The organism is Brachybacterium sp. GCM10030252 (assembly GCF_042666535.1).
Taxonomy (GTDB): domain Bacteria; phylum Actinomycetota; class Actinomycetes; order Actinomycetales; family Dermabacteraceae; genus Brachybacterium.
This window is the reverse complement of record NZ_JBHTDM010000004.1, coordinates 282901-303185: the sequence shown is the minus strand read 5'-3', so window position 1 is coordinate 303185 and position 20285 is coordinate 282901. Positions and strand designations below refer to the sequence as shown.

The 20285-nt window shown below is 70.2% G+C and carries 18 protein-coding genes, 1 tRNA gene, 1 other RNA gene and 1 pseudogene; 9 read left to right on the top strand and 12 right to left on the bottom strand.

Annotated elements, in window-relative coordinates; genetic code table 11:
• The first annotated feature begins 35 nt into the window (after positions 1–35).
• The gene (gene lipA / locus ACFQRJ_RS03095) at positions 36–1058 is read left to right on the top strand and encodes a lipoyl synthase (protein ID WP_377017268.1); all 1023 of its coding nucleotides are present in this window, start codon (positions 36–38) and stop codon (positions 1056–1058) included.
• Between the two features lie 31 nt (positions 1059–1089).
• Complete coding sequence (locus ACFQRJ_RS03090; RefSeq protein WP_377016920.1) at positions 1090–1830, top strand: DUF4191 domain-containing protein; 741 nt, start codon at positions 1090–1092, stop codon at positions 1828–1830.
• Positions 1831–2106: 276 nt separating this feature from the next.
• Here ACFQRJ_RS03090 and ACFQRJ_RS03085 read toward each other — a convergent pair whose 3' ends face one another.
• Positions 2107–2541 carry an RDD family protein gene (locus tag ACFQRJ_RS03085; RefSeq protein ID WP_377016918.1) on the bottom strand — a complete coding sequence of 145 codons (435 nt, stop codon included), beginning with the start codon at positions 2539–2541 and terminating at the stop codon, positions 2107–2109.
• 196 nt (positions 2542–2737) lie between these two features.
• Here ACFQRJ_RS03085 and glnA point away from each other — a divergent pair, with 196 nt between their 5' ends.
• Positions 2738–4168: a type I glutamate--ammonia ligase gene (gene glnA, locus ACFQRJ_RS03080; protein WP_377016916.1), complete on the top strand. Its 1431-nt coding sequence runs from the start codon at positions 2738–2740 to the stop codon at positions 4166–4168.
• Positions 4169–4370: 202 nt separating this feature from the next.
• Positions 4371–4892: a hypothetical protein gene (locus ACFQRJ_RS03075; protein WP_377016914.1), complete on the top strand. Its 522-nt coding sequence runs from the start codon at positions 4371–4373 to the stop codon at positions 4890–4892.
• 32 nt (positions 4893–4924) lie between these two features.
• Here ACFQRJ_RS03075 and ACFQRJ_RS03070 read toward each other — a convergent pair whose 3' ends face one another.
• From ACFQRJ_RS03070 to ACFQRJ_RS03055, 4 genes are all read right to left on the bottom strand, one after another.
• On the bottom strand, positions 4925–5842 hold the full coding sequence (locus ACFQRJ_RS03070; protein WP_377016912.1) for a hypothetical protein: 918 nt from the start codon (positions 5840–5842) through the stop codon (positions 4925–4927).
• 123 nt (positions 5843–5965) lie between these two features.
• Complete coding sequence (locus ACFQRJ_RS03065) at positions 5966–9061, bottom strand: bifunctional [glutamine synthetase] adenylyltransferase/[glutamine synthetase]-adenylyl-L-tyrosine phosphorylase (protein ID WP_377016909.1); 3096 nt, start codon at positions 9059–9061, stop codon at positions 5966–5968.
• Positions 9062–9074: 13 nt separating this feature from the next.
• Complete coding sequence (locus ACFQRJ_RS03060; protein WP_377016907.1) at positions 9075–10412, bottom strand: glutamine synthetase family protein; 1338 nt, start codon at positions 10410–10412, stop codon at positions 9075–9077.
• Between the two features lie 76 nt (positions 10413–10488).
• The gene (locus ACFQRJ_RS03055; RefSeq protein ID WP_377016905.1) at positions 10489–11052 is read right to left on the bottom strand and encodes a hypothetical protein; all 564 of its coding nucleotides are present in this window, start codon (positions 11050–11052) and stop codon (positions 10489–10491) included.
• Between the two features lie 215 nt (positions 11053–11267).
• On the opposite strand from ACFQRJ_RS03055, the gene panB reads away from it, so the two are divergent.
• Positions 11268–12116 carry a 3-methyl-2-oxobutanoate hydroxymethyltransferase gene (panB, locus tag ACFQRJ_RS03050; RefSeq protein ID WP_377016903.1) on the top strand — a complete coding sequence of 283 codons (849 nt, stop codon included), beginning with the start codon at positions 11268–11270 and terminating at the stop codon, positions 12114–12116.
• A 46-nt stretch (positions 12117–12162) separates the two neighbouring features.
• Here panB and ACFQRJ_RS03045 read toward each other — a convergent pair whose 3' ends face one another.
• Entirely contained in the window at positions 12163–12381 is a 219-nt protein-coding gene (locus tag ACFQRJ_RS03045; RefSeq protein ID WP_377016901.1) for an SPOR domain-containing protein, read from the bottom strand.
• Positions 12382–12419: 38 nt separating this feature from the next.
• On the opposite strand from ACFQRJ_RS03045, the gene map reads away from it, so the two are divergent.
• A complete protein-coding gene (gene map, locus ACFQRJ_RS03040; RefSeq protein ID WP_377016899.1) occupies positions 12420–13307 on the top strand; it encodes a type I methionyl aminopeptidase in 888 nt (295 codons plus the stop codon).
• A 156-nt stretch (positions 13308–13463) separates the two neighbouring features.
• Positions 13464–14204 (top strand): annotated as a pseudogene (ppgK, locus tag ACFQRJ_RS03035) (polyphosphate--glucose phosphotransferase); the annotation flags it as partial.
• 878 nt (positions 14205–15082) lie between these two features.
• Here the strand turns inward: ppgK and rnpB are convergent.
• An RNA gene (gene rnpB / locus ACFQRJ_RS03030) (RNase P RNA component class A) lies at positions 15083–15447 on the bottom strand.
• Between the two features lie 140 nt (positions 15448–15587).
• On the opposite strand from rnpB, the gene ACFQRJ_RS03025 reads away from it, so the two are divergent.
• Complete coding sequence (locus ACFQRJ_RS03025; RefSeq protein ID WP_377016897.1) at positions 15588–16367, top strand: YaaA family protein; 780 nt, start codon at positions 15588–15590, stop codon at positions 16365–16367.
• 41 nt (positions 16368–16408) lie between these two features.
• Here the strand turns inward: ACFQRJ_RS03025 and ACFQRJ_RS03020 are convergent, their stop codons facing one another.
• From ACFQRJ_RS03020 to ACFQRJ_RS03010, 3 genes are read right to left on the bottom strand one after another with little or no spacing between them, the layout of a single operon-like run.
• Complete coding sequence (locus ACFQRJ_RS03020; protein WP_377016895.1) at positions 16409–17230, bottom strand: Nif3-like dinuclear metal center hexameric protein; 822 nt, start codon at positions 17228–17230, stop codon at positions 16409–16411.
• 47 nt (positions 17231–17277) lie between these two features.
• Positions 17278–17739 carry a Fe-S cluster assembly sulfur transfer protein SufU gene (gene sufU, locus ACFQRJ_RS03015; protein WP_377016893.1) on the bottom strand — a complete coding sequence of 154 codons (462 nt, stop codon included), beginning with the start codon at positions 17737–17739 and terminating at the stop codon, positions 17278–17280.
• A complete protein-coding gene (locus tag ACFQRJ_RS03010) occupies positions 17736–19013 on the bottom strand; it encodes an aminotransferase class V-fold PLP-dependent enzyme (RefSeq protein ID WP_377016891.1) in 1278 nt (425 codons plus the stop codon). The genes sufU and ACFQRJ_RS03010 overlap by 4 nt, the downstream gene beginning before the upstream one ends.
• A gap of 198 nt (positions 19014–19211) precedes the next feature.
• Here ACFQRJ_RS03010 and ACFQRJ_RS03005 point away from each other — a divergent pair, with 198 nt between their 5' ends.
• Entirely contained in the window at positions 19212–19427 is a 216-nt protein-coding gene (locus tag ACFQRJ_RS03005) for a hypothetical protein (protein ID WP_377016889.1), read from the top strand.
• A 163-nt stretch (positions 19428–19590) separates the two neighbouring features.
• Here ACFQRJ_RS03005 and ACFQRJ_RS03000 read toward each other — a convergent pair.
• Positions 19591–19667 (bottom strand) — tRNA-Val (locus tag ACFQRJ_RS03000).
• Between the two features lie 112 nt (positions 19668–19779).
• The gene (locus ACFQRJ_RS02995; RefSeq protein ID WP_377016887.1) at positions 19780–20199 is read right to left on the bottom strand and encodes a DUF3052 domain-containing protein; all 420 of its coding nucleotides are present in this window, start codon (positions 20197–20199) and stop codon (positions 19780–19782) included.
• Positions 20200–20285: the final 86 nt, after the last annotated feature.

Sequence of the window (20285 nt, the reverse complement as noted above, 5' to 3'; positions counted from 1 at the left end):
GACTTCCCGGAACGTCGAACGTAGGAGGCATGAGGGTGACTGTCGCTCCCGAAGGCCGGCGCATGCTGCGCGTCGAGGCACGCAACGCCGAGGTACCCATCGAGCGCAAGCCCGAATGGATCAAGACCCGCGCCGTGATGGGTCCCGAGTACAGCGCCATGAAAAAGCGCGTGCACGGGCAGGGCCTCCACACCGTCTGCGAGGAAGCCGGCTGCCCCAACATCTTCGAATGCTGGGAGGATCGCGAGGCGACCTTCCTCATCGGCGGCGACACCTGCACCCGTCGCTGCGATTTCTGCGACATCGCCACCGGCAAGCCCATGGCGGTCGACCCGATGGAGCCGGTGAAGGTCGCCCGATCGGTGAAGGACATGGGCCTGCGCTACTCCACGATCACCGGCGTCGCCCGCGATGACCTGCCCGACGGCGCCGCCGGCCTGTTCGCACAGACCTGCCGCCAGATCCACTCGGTCAGCCCCGGCACCGGCGTGGAGCTGCTGATCGACGACATCAAGGGCAACGGCGAGGCGCTCCAGCAGGTCTTCGAGGCCGGGCCCGAGGTGTTCGCCCACAATCTCGAGACCGTCCCGCGGATCTTCAAGCAGATCCGTCCGGCCTTCCGCTACGAGCGGTCGCTGGACGTGATCACCCTGGGCAAGGACGCCGGCATGATCACCAAGTCCAACCTGATCCTGGGCATGGGTGAGACGACCGGAGAGATCCTCGAGTCCCTGCAGCGGCTGCGCGACGCCGGCTGCGATCTCATCACGATCACGCAGTACCTGCGCCCGTCCAAGAAGCACCACCCCATCGACCGGTGGGTCAAGCCCGAAGAGTTCGTCGAGCTCTCCGAGGCCGCCGAGGAGATGGGCTTCCTCGGTGTCATGGCCGGACCGATGGTCCGCTCCTCCTACCGCGCCGGGAAGCTCTGGGCGCAGGCGATGAGGAAGCTCGGCCGGGAGATCCCGGAGAATCTCCGCCATCTGGATCAGGACCAGCCCGCCCGTCAGGAAGCTGCGAGCGTCGTCGCCCGCAGCAATCAGGCTGCCGCGAGCTGAGGCTCGCGCGCCCCCGAGAGGACCCACACCCATGGCCCGCAACAGCGAGACCAAGCCCGCCAAGGGCGCGAAGAACGCCGACGGCTCGAAGAAGCCGGGGCGCTTGAAGCAGATGCTCGAGGTGTTCAAGTACACCCAGGACGTCGACCGCACCACCCTGCCCCTGATGATCCTCGCGGTGGTGGCCTCCATCGCCGCCGGCATCCTGGTCAGCTGGCTCGTGTTCAACAGCCCCTGGTACGGCATCTTCCTCGGACTGGCCGTCGGCGTGCTGGTCGCGATGCTGATCCTGGCGCGCAAGGCCGAGCGCGCCGCCTTCAGCCGCATCAAGGGCCAGCCCGGCGCCGCCCTGGCCGCGATGCAGTCGATACGCCGCGGCTGGGACGTCGCCGACGAGCCCGTCCAGGTCGATCCCCGCAGCCAGAAGATGCTCTTCCGCGCCTCCGGCCGCGCCGGGATCGCCGTGGTGGCGGAGGATTCCTCCGCCATCTCCATGAAGCTGCTGGAGAAGGAGCGGCGCAACATCCGCCGGGTGCTCCAGCACGAAGGCGTCCCGGTCCACCAGATCGTCGTCGGCGACGGCGAGGGTGAGGTCCCGCTGCACAAGCTGCCGACCCACATGACGCGGATGAAGAAGGTCCTCACCAAGGATGAGTCCGCACAGGTCAGCAAGCGGCTGACAGCGCTGCACCGCTCGATCCGTCAGGCTGTTCCCAAGGGCGTGGACCCGATGCGGGCACGCCCGAACCGCAAGGCGATGCGCGGCCGCTGACTCGCGGCGCCTCCCCTCCTGACGCCCCCGCCCGGTTCCGACCGCGCGGGGGTTTCGTCTGTCGGAAACCTGGGACGCTTCCTCACCGGCTCGGCTCCCCGCGAGCCGTGGTTATCTCTCCGTTACGTGGGTTATCGAAACGTGACCATATTTATCGCACCAGGTCACGGGCGTAGAAGCACGAGGGTGACGGGCGTAGAGGATCGCCGCGCGACCGCGATGAGGTGCCCCGCGCATCGGCACCGGAGAGGCAGACCCGTCGCGAGGGCAGAGCCGTCAGACGGTGACGGCGGCGGTGCCGGCGGCCGTGTCGTGGAGGGGCTGCGCGTCCTTGTTCCACACGACGGCCGGGATCAGCAGCAGCATCAGACCCGTGCGCACCGCAGCTCGCAGCGGCATCGGCATCCGTCCGCGCACCGGGAGGATCCGGACCCGCATCACGAACTGGCCCGGCGTGGCCCCGAAAAGGCTCATGAACAGCAGGTTCACGACCACGAAGAGGACCAGGTTGGCCGTGGCGTCGTACTGGAAGAACAGCGCCGAGATGGCCACGCACAGGCCCCAGTCGATCACGACCGAGACGGGACGGCGCCAGAACGGGGCGACTGACCCCGACCCCTCGGCGGGCAGGCCGAGGTCCGCCCCCGCGACATAGTCCGGATCGGACGGCACGCCGCCCATCCACGACCCCAGATCCTTGCGCTCGACCACGACGGAAACCCTAGACCCCGGATCTGGGAGCGGCTGCCCGCTCTGCGGTCATGGGAACCGGCTCGCACCGACGGCGCATATGGTGGACGGCACCCGAGATGCGGTCCGCACCCGTGTGCCCGGATCTCGACATGGTGATGACCCCCTCGGGGTTCGACAGCACAAACACGCGCCTGTGGGCGCGGATGGAGGAAATGTGTTCAACAGTCCCAGCGAGGTCGTGAAGTACATCGAGGAAGAGGGCGTCGAGTTCATCGACATCCGCTTCTGCGACCTTCCCGGCATCATGCAGCACTTCAACGTGCCGGCGAGCACGTTCGATGCGGAGGCGATGGAGACCGGTCAGCTGTTCGACGGTTCGTCCATCCGCGGGTTCCAGGCGATCCACGAGTCCGACATGAAGCTGATCCCTGATCTGCGCACGGCGTACGTGGACCCGTTCCGCGAGCGCAAGACGCTGGTCATCAACTTCTCGATCGTCGACCCGTTCACGGACGAGCCCTACTCCCGCGACCCGCGCACGGTGGCCCAGAAGGCCCAGGAGTACCTGACCTCGACCGGCATCGCCGACACGGCGATCTTCGCCGCCGAGGCCGAGTTCTACATCTTCGACGACGTGCGGTTCAAGACCAGCATCAACTCGGGCTTCTACCAGATCGACTCCGACGAGGCCGTGTGGAACACCGACCGCGACGAGTCCGAGTTCGGCGGCAACCAGGGCTACAAGACCCGCGTCAAGGGCGGATACTTCCCCGTCTCCCCGAACGACCAGATGTCCGATCTGCGCGATGACATCTGCGCGGTCCTGGACCAGGTCGGCCTGCAGGTCGAGCGCGCCCACCACGAGGTCGGCACCGCGGGCCAGCAGGAGATCAACTACCGCTTCAACACCCTGCTGAACGCGGCCGACGACGTCATGAAGTTCAAGTACGTCGTCAAGAACGCCGCGTGGGAGTCCGGCAAGACCGCGACGTTCATGCCCAAGCCCCTGTTCGGCGACAACGGCTCCGGCATGCACACCCACCAGTCGCTGTGGAAGGACGGCGAGCCGCTGTTCTTCGACGAGCGCGGCTACGGCGGCCTCTCGGACATCGCCCGCTGGTACATCGGCGGCATCATCGAGCACTCCCCCTCGCTGGTGGCCTTCACCAACCCCACGGTGAACTCCTACAAGCGTCTGGTGCCGGGCTTCGAGGCGCCGGTGAACATGGTGTACTCGGCCCGTAACCGCTCGGCCGCGATCCGTATCCCGGTCACCGGTTCCACCCCGAAGGCCAAGCGCATCGAGTTCCGCGCACCGGACCCCTCGGCCAACCCGTACCTGTCCTTCGCCGCCCAGCTGATGGCCGGCATTGACGGCATCCGCAACCGCATCGAGCCGCCGGAGCCGATCGACAAGGACCTCTACGAGCTGCCCCCGGAGGAGCACCAGCAGATCCGTCAGCTGCCGGACTCCCTCGGCGCCGCCCTGGACGCCCTCGAGGCCGATCACGACTACCTCACCGAGGGCGACGTGTTCCCCCAGGACCTCATCGAGACCTGGATCGAGTTCAAGCGCACCCAGGAGATCGATCCCTTCCGGTTCCGCCCGCACCCGCACGAGTTCGAGCTCTACTACGACATCTGAGCTGACGGAGACATCTGAGCCCTCTGGGCTCTCGAGCTGACGCTCCCCGAGCCGTCAGCTCGATCAGCGGCCCCCGACCTGCATCCGTGCAGGGCGGGGGCCGCTTTCCGGACGGACCACGGGGTGGCCGCGTCCGGGCGCCCCTCCCCCGCCTCGCCCGCTGCGTCGCCATCCGGGCGCCGTAGAGAACGGAACCCGCCCGATGTACATGACGACCGACGTGCTCGTGATCGGACTGGCGATGCACCTGGTGGTCGTCGCCGTCGTGGCGCCCGGTCTCCGTGCGCTGTCCGGGGCGCGCCGCTCGTGGGTGGTCAAGCCGCCCTACAACGCCTCACAGATCGCCTCCCGCAACACCTGGCCGTTCACGATGGCCGGACTGGGCGGAGCATTGGTGATGTCCCTGCCGGCGACCGTGTTCGAGTTCTTCGGACGCGAGGATCTCCGGCAGCTGTGGTGGAACCTGCCGTTCATCTGGCTGGCCATGCTCGTGATCGCCGTGTCCTGCTTCTGGTGGCCCGCTCGCCTCGCGCCGCGCTGGTACCGGCGCTGGGCCGCCCGCGGCGGCACCCGCGACGTGATGCCCTGGACCGAGGAGGAGATCGCTGCGATCCGCGCCCGCCCCGAGGGTCGGCGCCGTCGCGGCCTCCTGCGGGATGTCCAGCGGTGCCGGGAGCTGACGGCCACCCAGATCACGGAGCGAGCGGGCGGCCCGGTCCCCTGAATCGGCTGGGTCAGTCCCCTGAATCGGCCGGCTCAGTCCAGCGCGGCCATCCCGCCCTTGGCGCGCAGCAGCGACAGCAGCAGTTCCTGCGGACCCGACGACGCCTCCAGGGCGCACTCGTCGGGCTCGAAGGACCACGCGCTGCGCAGGGAGCGGAACACCTCGAACTCGGCGTCACCGGTGCGCAGCGGCACCACCTGGTAGCCGCCGGCCTCGGGCAGGTGGATGATGAACGCGCCCGTGAGGTCCGGCATCTCCCGCACGGTGCCGTCCTCATCCAGCAGCTGTTCGGCGCGGACCACGGCCACACCCTGGAGCGCATAGTCGCCGCGCACCTTCTTCGAGGTCTTGATGTCGGCGCTGAGCAGCGTGTTGCCGATACGGACGATCGCATCGGTGGTCCCGGCGTAGCCGACGGTATGGTTCACGACCGTCTGCTCGACCTCGACGAACTCGGGCTGGTAGTCCTCGAGGAACCGGCCGTAGCCGTCCAGGCGCACGTCGGCGCGGGTGATCAGCGCCTGCGGGTCCTTCTCGGCGGCGAAGGCTCCCTGCGAGGAGCGCATGTGGTCGGCGAGCTCGCCGATCTGGGCGGCGGTGGGGCGCGCGCCGCTGGTGCCCCACAGCTCACAGGCGGAATGGACCAGGGTGCCGAAATCCGCCGCGGTGCGCGTGTACTCGGTGGCGGCCGCGGCGATGCGCTTCTGGGTGCCCCACTTGTCGCGGGCGACACGGGCGATCTCCGCCGCGGCCCGGCCGGGATTGCGGTCCAGCCACGCGTACATCTCCAGTGCTCGCTTGGAGGCCATGGTGGCGTACCAGCCCTGCAGGTGGTCCTTGGCGCGCATGCCCGCGACCGTGGTGATCGAGGGGTACAGCAGCGGTCCGTCGGGCTCGAGGCGGTACATGCGGCCACGCGGGGTGTCGGCGCTGAGAGTGGGGGTCGTCATGGCTCCTCGGGAGGACGCGATAGGACGCGGGTCGGTGACAGGGGGCGGAGTTCACGGTACGCCGACGGCGGCCTCCGGCCGTGGTGACAGCGCCGTACGCGCCGAGAATCACGCGGCGGCGGGTCACCCTTCGGGGCCGAAGATGAGTCGCTCGGCGATCAGCCGGGCCCGGCGGGTCAGCCGCAGGTACCGCTCCTCGAGCTCGGAGGCGGAGCCGTCCTCGCCATCGATGAGCTGGGCGAGGGCCCGCAGTTCGGTGCGGTCGGTGGGGAGCACGTCCCCCTCGCGGCCCTTCCACAGGAACAGGCAGCGGCGGACCTGCCAGGCCAACTTCCACGCCTCCGAGAGCTCCTCGGCTTCCCGGGCGGAGATCAGGTCGGCCCCAGCGGCGGCCTCGAGCTGGCCCAGCGTGCTGGTGGTGCGCAGCCCGTCGACCTCGTGAGCGTGCTCCATGGCGAGGATCTGGGCGCTCCACTCGACGTCGGTCATCCCGCCGCGGCCGAGCTTGACCTGGCGGGAGGGATCGGCGTTGCGCGGCAGGCGCTCGGACTCCACGCGAGCCTTCATGCGGGTGATCTCCCGCCGCGCGCGCTCGTCGAGCCCGCTCGCCGGGTAGCGGTGCCGGTCCATCTCCTCCCGCAGCTGCGCCGCGACGGCCTCCGAGGCCACCACGGGCCGGGCGCGCAGCAGCGCCTGCTTCTCCCATGTCTGCGCGTCCCGCCGGTAGTACTCGATCCATGCCTCGGCGCTGCGGGCGAGCATGCCGTTCTTCCCCTCGGGGCGCAGGTCCGCGCTGACCTTCATGTCGGTGCCGGCGGCGGGGGCGTTGAGGATGCGCTGGACCTGGGTGGCCACAGCCACCCCGATCTCGCCGGCGGCGTGCCCGGCCCCGCGATCGATGAGGAGGAACTGGACGTCGGCGTCGGAGGCGTAGCCCATCTCGCGGGCACCGAAGCTGCCCATCGCCACGATCGCCATCTCCACCCCGAGGGCGCGCGCCGGGTCGGAGCGGCGCTCGCGCAGGCGTTTGGCGGTGTCGACATCGACCTCCTCGACGCTGTCGAGGGTCTCGGCGCCGGCGCCGACCACCTTGCGCTCGCGGGCGACGACATGGAAGGCGACCAGCAGCCCCGCCTCCAGCACCGCCTCGGCGAGGTCGGTGAGGGCGCGGGCGACCTCGGTCGCGGAGGAGAGACCGGTCAGGTGTGCCAGGGCGATCCGCAGCAGCTCCCGGTTGCGGGTGCGCCGCAGGACGTCGCGGGCCACCTCGACGGAGTCGACCCGGGAGATGACGGCGAGGAACTCCCGGCCCAGGACGTCGCGGGAGAGCGGGCGCAGATGCTCGTCGCGGGCGAGCCAGCGCACCGCCTCGGGGATCTGCACCAGCTGTTCGCCGACGAAGCGACTGCCGGAGAGCACCCGGGTCAGCCGTTTCGCGGCCAGGCCCGAGTCCCGCAGCAGGCCCAGGTACCAGTGGGCGGAGCCGATGGTGTCCGAGAGCCGGCGGAACGCGAGCAGGCCGAGGTCGGGATCGATGCCGTCGGCGAACCATTCGAGCATCGCGGGCAGCAGCTGGCGCTGGATCTTCGCGCGCCGGGAGATGCCCTCGGTCAGGGCGGTGATGTGGGTCAGGGCGCGGGCCCCGTCGCGGTAGCCGATCGCTGCCAGGCGGGCCGTGGCCGACTCCGGGCTCAGCCGGATCTCGCCGTCGCTGAGCGTGGAGGCCGTCTCCAGCAGGGGGCGGTAGTAGATCTCCTCGTGCAGCTGGCGCACGCGGCGGCGGGTGCGGTTGTACTTCTGGTCGAACTGGTCCGGCGTCAGGCCCAGGGTGCGTGCCAGGCGTCGCAGGTCGGCTGGGGAGGTGGGCAGCACCTGGGTGCGGCGCAGTCGGTGCAGCTGCATGCGGTGCTCGACGCAGCGCAGGAACCGGTAGGCGGCGTCCATCTCGGCGACGTGGTTGCGGGAGATGTAGCCGCCCTCGCCCAGCCGGGCGAGCGACTGGAGCGTGGAGCGCGCATGCAGACCCAGATCGGTGCGGCCGTGGACCATCTGCAGCATCTGCACGGTGAACTCCACGTCCCGCAGGCCGCCGGGGCCGAGTTTGATGTTGCGGTCGGCCTCGCCGTGCGGGATGTGGGCGATGACCCGGCGGCGCATCGCGCGGGAGTCCTCGACGAACCCCTCGCGGGTGGAGGCCTTCCACACCCAGGGCTCGACCATCTCCTCGAATTCCCGGCCCAGCTCGAGGTCGCCGGCGGCGGCGCGCGACTTCAGGAGGGCCTGGAACTCCCAGGAGTGGGCCCACTGGGTGTAGTAGTGGCGGTACGAGTCCAGGGTCCGCACCAGCGGACCGTCCTTGCCCTCGGGCCGGAGGTTCGCATCGACCTGCCACAGGGACCCCTCGGCCGTGCGGTCCGAGCACACGCGAGCCAGCTCCCGGGCGAGGGCGGAGCCGATCACCACCAGCTCCTCCTCGGCGGCATCGTCGACGGGGGCGACCACGTGCATCACGTCGACGTCGGAGATGAAGTTCAGCTCGCGCGCTCCGGTCTTGCCGAGCGCGATCACGGACCAGCGGACCTTCTCGTGGTCCTCGACGGTCGCCCGGGCGATCGCGGCGGCCGCATCCAGGGCGGCGTCTGCCAGGTCGCTGAGGGCGGTCGAGACCCGCGGCTGGAGAGCTTCGGGGGACGCGGCGAGGACATCGGCGGCGGCGATCTGGATCAGTCGTTCGTGGTAGGCGACCCGCAGGTCGTCGCGGGCCTCCCGCCCGGACTCGGCGGCGACGGGCACGGGGGCCGACGGGTCGGCGCCGACCGCCCGCAGCAGCCGCTCGCGCACGGCGGCGGCCGGCGTGGCCAGCTCGTCATCGCCCTCGCGCAGCGCCTCAAGCAGCTCCGGGTGCCGGGTGAGGACGTCGCCGAGCGCGACGGACGTGCCCAGCAGCCGGATCAGCCGGTCGCCGGCGCTGCCGGGCGTCCCGATGCCGGCGAGGAACTCGTCCTTCAGCGCTTTGTGTCCGCAGCCCTCGGCGGCTTCGGCCAGGCGGAGCAGACCGATCACCGCATCATCGCCGTCGGCCGTGGCTCCGATGCGGGCCACGGCTCCCTGGGGCAGCCCGGCCAGGGCCGGGTCGGCGAGGAAGCGACTGACGCGGTCGGTCCGGGTGAAGCCGAGGCGGGCGAGGCCGCCGGCACCGGTCGCGGGCTGGGAGGTCATCGGCCGGCGCACCTCAGACCCGGCCGAACGTGGAGGCCAGCTCGTAGTCGGTCACCTGCTCGCGATAGCGCTGCCACTCCTGTTTCTTGTCGCGCAGGAAGAACTCGAAGACCTGCTCGCCGAGGGTGCCGGCCATCAGCTCGGAGGATTCGAAGTTCTCCAGCGCCCGGAACAGGTCGGTGGGCAGCGGTTCGATCCCCATGGCGCGGCGCTCGCGCTCGGTGAGGTCCCACACCGCGTCCTCGGCGCCCTCGGGCAGCTCGTACTCCCCCTCGATGCCGGCCATGCCCGCCGCCAGCAGGGCTGCGAAGGCCAGGTACGGGTTCGCCGCGGAGTCCAGCCCCCGGAACTCGACGCGCGAGCTGGTGCCCTTGGTGGGCTTGTGGAAGGGCACCCGCACCAGCGCGGACCGGTTGTTGTGCCCCCAGCAGATGTAGCTCGGCGCTTCCTGCGCGCCCCACAGGCGCTTGTAGGAGTTGACCCACTGGTTCGTCACGGCGCTGTACTCCGGGGCGTGCCGCAGCAGGCCCGCGATGAACTGGCGGCCGGTGCGGGAGAGGCCGTACTCGGCGCCGGGCTCGTGGAAGGCGTTCTTGCCGCCCTGGAACAGCGAGAGGTGGGTGTGCATCCCGGAGCCGGGCTGGTCGATCATCGGTTTGGGCATGAAGGTGGCCACCTGCCCCATCGACAGGGCCACCTCCTTGACCACGGTGCGCAGGGTGACGATGTTGTCCGCCGTGGTCAGCGCGTCGGCGTAGCGCAGGTCGATCTCGTTCTGGCCGGGCCCGTTCTCGTGGTGGGAGAACTCGACCTGGATGTTCATCGCCTCCAGGTGCTCGATCGCGGTGCGACGGAAGTCCTGGCCCTGGCCGCGGTGGACGTGGTCGAAGTAGCCGGCGTTGTCGATCGGGACCAGCCGGTCGCCCTGGGTGTAGGGCTTCTCGAACAGGTAGAACTCGATCTCGGGGTGGGCGAAGAGCTCCAGGCCCTTCTCCTCGGCGCGGGCGAGGATGTCGCGCAGCACGCGGCGCGGGTCGGCGGCGGCGGGTTCGCCGTCGGGGGTGAGGACGTCGCACATCATGCGTCCGGTCGCATTGGTCTCGCCGCGCCAGGCCAGCAGCTCGAACGTGCCCGGATCCGGGCGCAGGATCATGTCTGATTCGTAGCTGCGGGTCAGGCCCTCGATGGTGGAGCCGTCGATCCCGATGCCCTCGGTGAAGGCCGTCTCGAGGTCCGACGGAGAGATCGCGATGGACTTCAGCGTCCCGGCGATGTCGCAGAACCACAGACGGATGAACCGCACGTCGCGGTCGGAGACGGTCCGGATGACGTCATCGTGGAGATGTTCCATGCAACCAGTCTGCCGCACGGGCAGCGGGCAGCGGGCAACGGGTAACGGGCCGCGGGCGGCCGCGGCCCGATCCCGGTCAGAGCGCCTTGATGTACCAGCTGCCGTCGTCCCCCCGCGCCATCGGCACCTCGGTGTCGATCCCGGGCACGCTGATCGCGATCGTCCCGTCGTCCCGGGGCTCGGCCTCGAGCATGTCCTCGGTGACCATCGCGGCCGCCTGCGGCGACAGGGCCTGGTACTGGTCGCTGTCGGTGATCGTCTCGACGCAGGCGGTGGCGGAGGCCCCCTCGACCGGCTGATCGGTGGCCGGGTCCAGGACGAAGCCGCAGGCCGCTTCGGCGTTCTTGTCGCCCAGGGCCTGGATGAAGCCGATCATCTGCTCCTTCGCCGCCGAGACGTCCTGCTCGCCGACTTCGCCCGCGTTCTCGCCGCTGCCGGCGTCCGAGGGAGCCTCGCCGCCACCGTCGCTCGGACCGGTGGCCTCGCGGGTAGCCTCCGGGTCGCTCTCCTGCGACGCGGTCTCCTGGCCGCCCGTCTCCCCCTCGTCGCCGCCGGTGCACGCCCCCGCCCCCGCCGCGATGGCGAGGACGCCCAGACCTGCAGCCGCGCGGCGAACCGTCGTGCGCATGATCGAACTCATCATCCATCCTCCCTCTCGGCGCCGGCGCGGATGCCGACGGGCCACAAGGCTCCCATATGGCCGCCCCACGAGGCCTGGCGCACCGTGCCCGGAATCGATCGGGCTCGCCGGCTCGGCGGGCACGCGGAACTAGACTGCCGGGTACGGACCTGCCGCAGCTGCCGGTGGTCCGGGCCGCGGGGCGCGATCGAGGAGTCCCGCGACCCTCGTCGTCCATGCGCCTCCAGGAGCACATCGTGAGCACCCCCTCCGGCACCGGTTCCTCCGGTCCCGCCAAGGTCCGCATCCGTCATCTGCAGGACGCCAAGGAGCGCGGCCGGCCGTTCTCGATGCTCACCGCCTACGATCAGTTCTCCGCCCAGGCCTTCGAGGCGGCCGGGATCGACGTGCTGCTGGTGGGCGACTCCGTCGGCACCACCGTGCTCGGCCACGACTCGACCACCGCCACCACCCATCAGGACATGCTCACCTTCACCGGTGCCGTCGCCCGCAGCGTCCACCGCCCGCTGATCGTGGCGGACCTCGCCTTCGGCACCTACGAGACGGGCCCGGCCGACGCGGTCCGTCACGGTGTCGAGCTGATCCGGGCCGGCGCGGAGATGATCAAGCTCGAGGGCGGCCACGCGATCGTCCCCCAGATCCAGGCGCTGACGCAGGCCGGCATCCCCGTGATGGGGCACCTCGGTTTCACCCCGCAATCGGTGAACTCGCTGTCGGGCCACCGGGTCCAGGGCCGGGACGCCGCGGCAGCCGATCAGCTCGCCGAGGACGCGGTCGCGCTGCAGGAAGCCGGGGCCTCCGCGATCGTGCTCGAACTCGTCCCGGCGCAGGTCGCCGCACGCATCACCGAGGTGGTGCATGTGCCGACCGTCGGTATCGGTGCCGGCCCCTCCTGCGACGGGCAGGTGCTGGTGTGGCAGGACATGGCCGGCATGTCCGGATTCCACGGCAAGTTCGTCAAGGCTTTCGGAGATCTGCGCGCCGATCTCCAGCGCGCGGCCGCGCAGTACCGCGACGAGGTGACCGAGCGGTCCTACCCCGGCCCGGAGCACTCCTTCGACTGACCTCAGCCGGCCGAGCGAAGAGCGCCGCGGGGTCAGTTCTCCAGGGTCAGTTCTTCGGCTCGGACCCTTCCGCGGATCCGCCGTAATCCTCCCACTCCTGGTCCTCCTCCTGCCACGCCTCGTTCCGGGCCGCAGCGATCTTCAGCGCCTTCTCGGCCTCCGCACGCGTGGAGTAGGGCCCCATCAGCTCGGTGCCGGGCGACTGCCGGCCCTCTTCGACGTTGCCCGTGGTGAGGTTGTAGTAGAACTCGGTGCCCTCCGTCACGTCGGGCTCCTTTCCGCATCGGTGAGAGACTGGTGGATATGACTGTAGAGCAGAAATGGATCCGTCCAGAAGGACGAGAGGTGCTGGTCCCCGGCACCGTCGGCCCCCGTCGTCCCGTGCCCGCACGCATCGAGCGCCCCGAGTACGTCGACAAGGACGAGGCCGTCTCCGATACCGGGCCCCACATCCAGAGCGCGGATGTCATCGAGCGCGTGCGTGAGGCCTCGCGCATCGCGGCGATCGCTCTGCAGGCCGCCGGTGAGGCCGCCCAGCCGGGCGTGACCACCGACCGTATCGACGAGGTCGTCCACGACGTCCTGATCCAGCACGGGGCCTACCCCTCCACTCTCGGCTACCTCGGGTACGAGAAGTCGTGCTGCACGAGCCTGAACGAGGTGATCTGCCACGGCATCCCGGACTCGACGGTGATGCAGTCCGGCGACATCCTCAACGTGGACGTCACCGCCTACATCCACGGGGTCCACGGAGACACCAACGCCACCTTCGAGGTCGGTGAGGTCGATCCCCGCGTCCAGGACCTGGTCTCGCAGTCCCACGAGGCGATGATGCGGGGCATCAAGGCGGCGAAGCCGGGCCGCCAGGTCAATGTCATCGGGCGCGTGATCGAGAAGTTCGTCGCCCGCCACGGGTACGAGTCGGTGCGCGACTACACCGGTCACGGGGTCGCCGAGGGCTTCCACAACGGCCTGGTCATCCCCCACTACGATTCCGCGCCGATGTTCGACGACGTGATCGCCGAGGGCATGACGTTCACCATCGAGCCGATGGTCGCGATGGGCTCGCAGGACTGGGAGCAGTGGGACGACGGCTGGACCGTGGTCACCAAGGACCGCTCCTTCAGCGCCCAGTTCGAGCACACCATGGTCATCACCGACCAGGGGCCGGAGCTGCTCACCGTCCTCTGAGCGGACCGTCCCGCGCTCGCTCGGGCCACCGCCGGCCGCCTCGTCGGCGGGGTCGGCAGCGCGGCTCGTCGGCGGGGATCCGGGTTGTTTGGCACACTATGGCCAGCGATGGGCGGACAGACCGCCGGGACCCGGCACACGGAACGAGGACAGATCATGACCGAGCAGGCGTTCGGCATCGACATCGGCGGCAGCGGCATCAAGGGCGCGCCCGTGGATCTTGCGTCGGGGGCGCTCGCCGCGGACCGGCTGCGGATCAAGACCCCTCAGCCCTCCTCACCGGACGCGGTCGCCGACACGGTCAGCGAGCTCATCGAGAGCTTCGACATCAGCGAGGGCATGCCCGTCGGCGTGACCTTCCCGGCCGTCATCCAGCAGGGAGTGGCCCGTACCGCCGCCAACGTCGACAAGTCCTGGATCGGCACCGACGCCGACGCCCTGTTCACCGAGCGCACCGGGCACGACGTGTTCGTGGTCAACGATGCCGACGCCGCCGGCATCGCGGAGATGGAGTTCGGTGCCGGCCGCGGCCAGCAGGGCGTGGTGCTGGTGATCACGCTGGGCACCGGCGTGGGCAGTGCGATGTTCGTCGACGGGCGCCTGGTGCCGAACACGGAGCTCGGGCACATTCCGCTCAAGGGCGACTCGGCCGAGAAGTACATGGCCGAATCCGCTCGTGAGCGCAAGGACCTGTCCTGGAAGAAGTGGGCGAAGCGGCTCCAGAAGTACTTCTCCCTGGTCGAGTTCCTCTTCAGCCCGAACCTCATCATCGTCGGCGGCGGGGTCTCCAAGGAGCACGAGAAGTTCCTCCCGCGCCTGGAGCTGAACACCCCCATCGTGCCGGCGGAGCTGCGCAACGAGGCAGGCATCATCGGCGCTGCGGCACTTGCGCGACGGTCAGAGGATGATGTCGACGGATCCGGCTCGACGTCCTCTCGCGAGCAGACGTCCTCGCCGTCGACGGCGTCCTCGGGGAAGCAGGCGAACTCGAAGACGTCGTCGAAGCAGGCGAGCTCGACGACGTCCGCGGCGAGCACCGATGCCACGGAGAACGCTGCGACGTCGACCAGGTCACCGGCCGAGGAATCCGCCGAGAGCACCGCCTCGACGAAGGCATCGAGCGCCACCAAGAGCTCGTCCGGGAAGGCCACCGGCGCGCAGAAGTCGTCTGCGAAGAGCTCCGGCACGAAAGCCACCACGTCCGGTCAGAAGACCACGAGCCAGAAGAAGTCCACGAGTCAGAAGAAGGACTCGGCGCAGTCGACATCGGGTCAGAAGAAGGACTCGGGGTCCGACGCCTCGACCCGTCAGCAGACCGGGGCCCAGAAGAAGGATTCCGGCCGGTCCGCCTCCAGCCGGAAGCAGACCTCGGCGCAGAAGAAGGACTCTGGCTCGGCCACCTCCGGTCAGAAGAAGACCGCTTCCGCGTCGAAGAGCTCCGGCTCGAAGAGTTCGGCCCGCAGCGGCAACAGCACGTCGGCGTCTTCGTCCCGGTCGTCGTCCGGGGCGAAGACGTCAGGGTCGACCAAGTCGTCAGGGTCGACCAAGTCGTCGGGGTCGAGGAAGACCTCTGCGCCGAAGAAGAGCTCTGCGCGGAAGTAGGGGTCCGGCGGGAAGCAGGCAGGCCGGACGCGTCTGCCGATCAGGCCGCCCCGGGGGTGAGCGCAACTTCCTGGTCTGGTGCGCGACGTGAGCACGCTCAGGCAGGGTGACTCGGCGCTGACCGCCACATTGCTGCACCTCCCTACCGGCGCAGCGGTGGCGGAGGGTGATGAGGGACCAGCCGGCCTGTAAGCCGGGTTCTGTGAGCGGCAGTCATCCATCTCGGATCGCCGTTGCCGACGACCTCCAGCGGTCCACCCGGGAACTCGGGCTGGCACCCTCGAACGTTCCCTGTACGACCTTGCTCCCGGTGGGGTTTACCGTGCCGGCCTCGTCACCGAGACCGCGGTGGTCTCTTACACCACCCTTTCACCCTTACCGCCCGCGCCCCGAAAGGCTCAGGCGGCGGTCTGCTTTCTGTGGCACTGTCCCGCGGATCACTCCGGGTGGGCGTTACCCACCACCGTGCCAGGCGGAGCCCGGACTTTCCTCGGCCCCGGAGCGCGAGCCCCGAGGACGCGACTGCCCGGCCGACTGGTCCGCCGTCCAGTTTACGCCGACCGCGCACTCGGGCCGCCAGTGAGGTCGTCACCGACGGTGCGCTGACGTGCGCAAAGTCTCGCGACTGCGCCTCCCGAGGTGCCATGGCAGGGCGGATCGGCCTCCGAGAATGGAGAGATGCTGATCCTGCTGCCGCCCTCGGAGACCAAGACACGACCACCCGAGGCCGAGGCCCGCCCGCTCGACCTCGAGGCGATGGCGCTGCCCGAGCTGCTCGAGGCCCGACGGACCATGCTGCGGGCCGCCCAGCGGACGGCGGGGACCCAGGACGCCGCCGCGAAGCTCGGTGTCCCAGCCTCCTCCCCCGAGCTCGTCCAGCGGATGGCAGACCTCGAGCACGAGCCGGCCGCTCCCCCGCTCGCGGTGTACTCCGGGGTGCTCTACGACCAGCTGGACCCCGCGCACCGCCCCGCGCCGGACCGCCGCCTTCTCGTCCAGAGCGCATTGTTCGGACTCGTCGACGCCGGCACCGACCGGATCCCCGCCTACCGGCTCTCGGCGACCTCCGCCGTCTCCCGACTCGGGAAGGCCGGCTCCTGGTGGACCCAGAGGCTGCGGCCGACGGCGCAGCGCCTGCAGAAGGAACAGGCGGAGGGTGGATCGCCGGTGGTCATCGACTGCCGCTCCGGCTCGTACCGTTCGATGATGCAGCTGCGCACCGACCCGGCAGTGCGGGTCCTCGAGGTCTCACCCGTCCAGGAGCGCGGCGGTGCGCGCAAGGTCGTCTCCCACGATGCCAAGCGCTACCGCGGACTCGTCACGCGATCGCTGCTGGCGGCCGGCACGACTCCGGCCTCGGCCGATGACGTCGTGGATCTGCTGCAGCCGGCCCTCGGCGGCGGTCTCCGCGTGGAACTGGAGGGAGACCGCCTCGTCATCGTCGACCACATCGCCTGACCTGGCTGGTCCACTGGGCGGCTGGTCCGCTGGGCGGCGGGTCAGCCGGCGCGGCCGCCCCAGGGATCGGTCGTGTGCTCGCTGATCACGACGTCCAGGCCGGGCACGGCGTCGCTGAGCAGGTCGCGGGCCAGCGGCAGCCAGAGCGCCTCGCTCGCCGCGTGCGGGACGTCGATCAGCGCCGGCACCGCCGCGTGGTCCGCAGCGGCCTCGAGGTGCTCCAGAGCGGGATGGTGGCGCAGATCCGAGGTGATGTAGGCGTCCACACCTGCGGCGAGGGCCTGCTCCAGGAAGGAGTCGCCGGCGCCCGGGCACACGGCCACGGTCCGGACAGGCTGGCTCGCCGGGCCGGTGTGGACGACTCCGCGGGCCGTGGGCGGGACGATGCCGGCCACGGCTGCGGTCAACTCGGCGACGTTCATCTCCCGTGGCAGGCTGCCGATCGCCCCGAGGCCGAACAGCTGTGACCCGTGGGCTGCCATCGTGCTCTCCGGGGGCGGCACGAGGGCCCGAGGATCCTGGAGATCCAAGGCGCTCATCCAGGCGCCGACGGTGCCGAGCGTGGACCGGTCGACGTTGGTGTGACCGCACCACAGGGCGGTGCCGGCGCGCAGCAGGTCCGTGACGACGGCGCCCTTGCCCTGGTCCGCGGGCAGGAAGCTGGCCCCGCGCAGCAGCAGCGGGTGGTGGGTCACCAGCAGCTGGGCGCCGCGGTCCACGGCCTCCTCGGCGACCGCCACTGTGGGGTCCACGGCCAGCAGCACCCGTCGGACGTCGGCCCCTCGCTCCCCCAGCACCAGACCGACCCGATCCCAGGACTCCGCCCAGGACAGCGGATAGGTCTCCTCGAGCAGACCGGTCACGGATCCCACCGTGGCCGCCGCCAGAGGACCGACAGTGTGCGGGCGGCTCATGAGCCGAGCGCCCGGGCCTCGACCAGCGCCGCCTGGTAGGCCTTCCACGGCATCAGCACGCACTTCACGCGCGCGGGGAACTTGGCGGCTCCGAGCAGGGCGACGCCGTCACCGATCAGCTCCTCGTCGCCCTCGATGCGGCCACGCGATCCCATGGCCGCCTCGAAGTGCTCCCGCACCGGATCCATCTCGGCCACGGTGCGGCCGATCAGGAGGTCCGCCATGATCGACGCGGCGGCCCGGCTCATGGCGCAGCCGATCGCGTCATAGGAGACGTCCTCGATACGCTGGCCCTCGCCGCTGCCACTGAGATGCAGGCGCAGGGTGATCTCATCCCCGCAGGTGGGGTTGACGTGGTGGACCTCAGCGTCGAACGGCTCGCGCAGGCCCTCGTGCAGAGGGCGCTTGTCGTGCTCGACGACGAGCTCGGTGTACAGGGAGTTCAGTGCTGTGCTCATGAGAATGATCCGAAGAAGTCGGCGGTGTGCCGGACGCCCGCGATGAGAGCGTCGACCTCCGCGGCGGTGGTGTGGAGGGAGAAGCTCGCGCGGGTGGTCCCGTGCAGCTCGTAGCGGCGATGCAGCGGCCAGGCGCAGTGATGCCCGACGCGCACCTCGAGGCCGAGGGAATCGAGCACCTGGCCGACGTCGTGCGGGTGGCGGCCTGCCAGGGCGAAGGACACCGCGCCCGCCCGTTCCGGGGAGGCGGCGGGGCCGATGATGCGGATCCCGTCGATCGCTGCCAGCCCGCGCAGCGCCCGGTCGGTCAGGGCCCGTTCGTGCTCGGCGACCTGCTCCATGCCGAGAGCGGTGAGGTAATCGCAGGCGGCGGCGAGGCCGACGGCCTGGCTGATCGGGGGCGTGCCGGCCTCGAACCGGGCCGGCGGCGCGGCGAAGGTCGAGTGGTCGAGATGGACCACTTCGATCATGGATCCGCCGGTGCGGAACGGGGGCAGCGCCGCGAGGTGTTCGTAGCGGCCCCACAGCACGCCGATGCCGGTGGGGCCGTGCATCTTGTGGCCGGACAGCGCGACGAAGTCGACGTCGAGTGCGGCCAGGTCGATCGGCATGTGCGGGGCGGACTGGGCCGCATCCAGGACGGTCAGCGCGCCCACGGACTGTGCGGCCTCGACCAGCCGTGCGACGGGATTCACGGTTCCGAGCACATTGGACTGGTGGGCGAAGGCGACGACCTTGGTGCGCTCGGTGACCAGTGCGTCCAGACCGGTCAGGTCCAGGGTGAAGTCGTCGGCCAGCGGGATCCAGCGCAGCGTGGCGCCGGTGCGCCGGGCCAGCTCCTGCCAGGGGACCAGGTTGGCGTGGTGCTCCATCTCGGTCACCAGGATCTCGTCGCCCTCGTGCACCCGCAGGTGCTCCGGGGTGGACTCATCACCGTTGCCGAGGGAGTAGGCGACCAGATTCAGCGCCTCGGTCGCATTGCCGGTGAAGACGATCTCGTCGGGTGTGGCGGCGCCGAAGAACGCGGCCACCGTCTCGCGCGCGTCCTCGAAGGCGTCCGTGGCGGCCGTGGCCATCCGGTGAGCGCCGCGCTTGACCGCTGCGTGGTCGTGGGTCAGGTAGGCGACCTCGGCGTCGATCACCTGCTGGGGCCGCTGCGAGGTGGCGCCCCCGTCCAGGTAGATCATCGGGGTGTCCTCGTCCAGCATGCGGCCGAGGATCGGGAAATCCGCCCTGATCGCCTCGACGTCGAACGGTCTGCTCGGTGCACTCACCTGCGCGGCTCCTCCTTCGATAGGTGCCGGTCGCGGTCACCCGGGCGAACTGTGCGAGAACGGTCCGAGCCTGCCGCGATGGTCCTCCAGTATAGGAACCGCCCAGGCGGCTGCCCGAGGCCATGAGATCCTGTCCACATCCGTTCCATCCCGTCAGGAGGATCCGCCATCGACACCCTGATCCTGCTCCTTTTCGGCGTGACGATCCTTGCCTTCCTGATCGTGATCATCGGCCGGCTGCTGGTGCGTCGCAACCGTGATCGTGAAGAGGCCGAGGCGGCCGGTTTCCCCGGCGGTGAGCGGCCCCGTACCGATGAGGAACGTGCCCAGGACCGGCGGACCGCGGTCGTGTGGGGCTGCGCGGCGCTCGCGGTGCCGTGCCTGCTGGTGCTCGCCTACGTCGTCACCCGCTGACGAACGCTTCCCTCCGGCCGACGCACACCCCGCTCCGAGGGTCCACAGCCCGGCGCACGCCGTGAGGTCGGTGCGCCCCGTGAGGCGGTGCATGCGGTGAGGTCGGTGCACCCCGTCGCCGGGCGCGAGCCGGAGCTGAGCGGTGTCCGTGCACCGTGTCTCGTGGTGGGTCGTGAGGGGCTCGAACCCCCGACCTTCTGGGTGTAAACCAGACGCTCTGACCAGCTGAGCTAACGACCCGGACGGGAGCTGCGCCCCCGGACCTCCTTCAGGTGACCCTTTCTATCGCACGCCGCGCGCCCGCGCGCGAGGCGCGGTCACCTCGCGGGCGAGGCCGCCGCGAGGGCGGTGATCAGCTCGGGCGGCTGGCCAGGCGGGTCCCCGTCCAATCGGGCGCGAGGCTCACGGTGGTCAGGACGCGCAGACCGGCGACCCCGGCGCTCTCCTGGATCTCTCCCGGGGGCACGTGCCCGTCGCGGCCCGCCTTGGGGGTCAGCACCCACACGGGCGCGCCGGGCGCCAGGGTGGTGAGGGTGTCGACCATCGCGTCGGTCAGGTCGCCGTCACCATCGCGCCACCACATGATCACGGCGTCGACGATCTCCTGGCAGTCCTCGTCCTCGAGCTCACCGTCGATGAGGTCCTCGATCGCGTCGCGCAGATCCAGGTCGACATCATCGTCGTAGCCGAACTCCTGCACGATCTGGCCCGAGGTGAACGTCAGCGCCTCGGCAAGAGAGCTGGGCGAAGGGGCGTCGGCCGACGGTGACAAGAAAAGGCTCCTCACAGGATGGGGCAAAGCAGATACGGCAGGTCCGGCCGTGCCCGAGGGGACGGTGGACCGAACTCTGCGCGCCG

Excerpts from the sequence above, each read along its gene's own strand:
- ACFQRJ_RS03090 (WP_377016920.1), top strand. The coding sequence starts at position 1,090 with ATGGCCCGCAACAGCGAGACCAAGCCCGCCAAGGGCGCGAAGAACGCC.
- ACFQRJ_RS03075 (WP_377016914.1), top strand. The coding sequence starts at position 4,371 with ATGTACATGACGACCGACGTGCTCGTGATCGGACTGGCGATGCACCTG.
- ACFQRJ_RS03070 (WP_377016912.1), bottom strand. The coding sequence starts at position 5,842 with ATGACGACCCCCACTCTCAGCGCCGACACCCCGCGTGGCCGCATGTAC.
- ACFQRJ_RS03065 (WP_377016909.1), bottom strand. The coding sequence starts at position 9,061 with ATGACCTCCCAGCCCGCGACCGGTGCCGGCGGCCTCGCCCGCCTCGGC.
- ACFQRJ_RS03060 (WP_377016907.1), bottom strand. The coding sequence starts at position 10,412 with ATGGAACATCTCCACGATGACGTCATCCGGACCGTCTCCGACCGCGAC.
- ACFQRJ_RS03055 (WP_377016905.1), bottom strand. The coding sequence starts at position 11,052 with ATGAGTTCGATCATGCGCACGACGGTTCGCCGCGCGGCTGCAGGTCTG.
- panB (WP_377016903.1), top strand. The coding sequence starts at position 11,268 with ATGCGCCTCCAGGAGCACATCGTGAGCACCCCCTCCGGCACCGGTTCC.
- map (WP_377016899.1), top strand. The coding sequence starts at position 12,420 with ATGACTGTAGAGCAGAAATGGATCCGTCCAGAAGGACGAGAGGTGCTG.
- ACFQRJ_RS03025 (WP_377016897.1), top strand. The coding sequence starts at position 15,588 with ATGCTGATCCTGCTGCCGCCCTCGGAGACCAAGACACGACCACCCGAG.
- sufU (WP_377016893.1), bottom strand. The coding sequence starts at position 17,739 with ATGAGCACAGCACTGAACTCCCTGTACACCGAGCTCGTCGTCGAGCAC.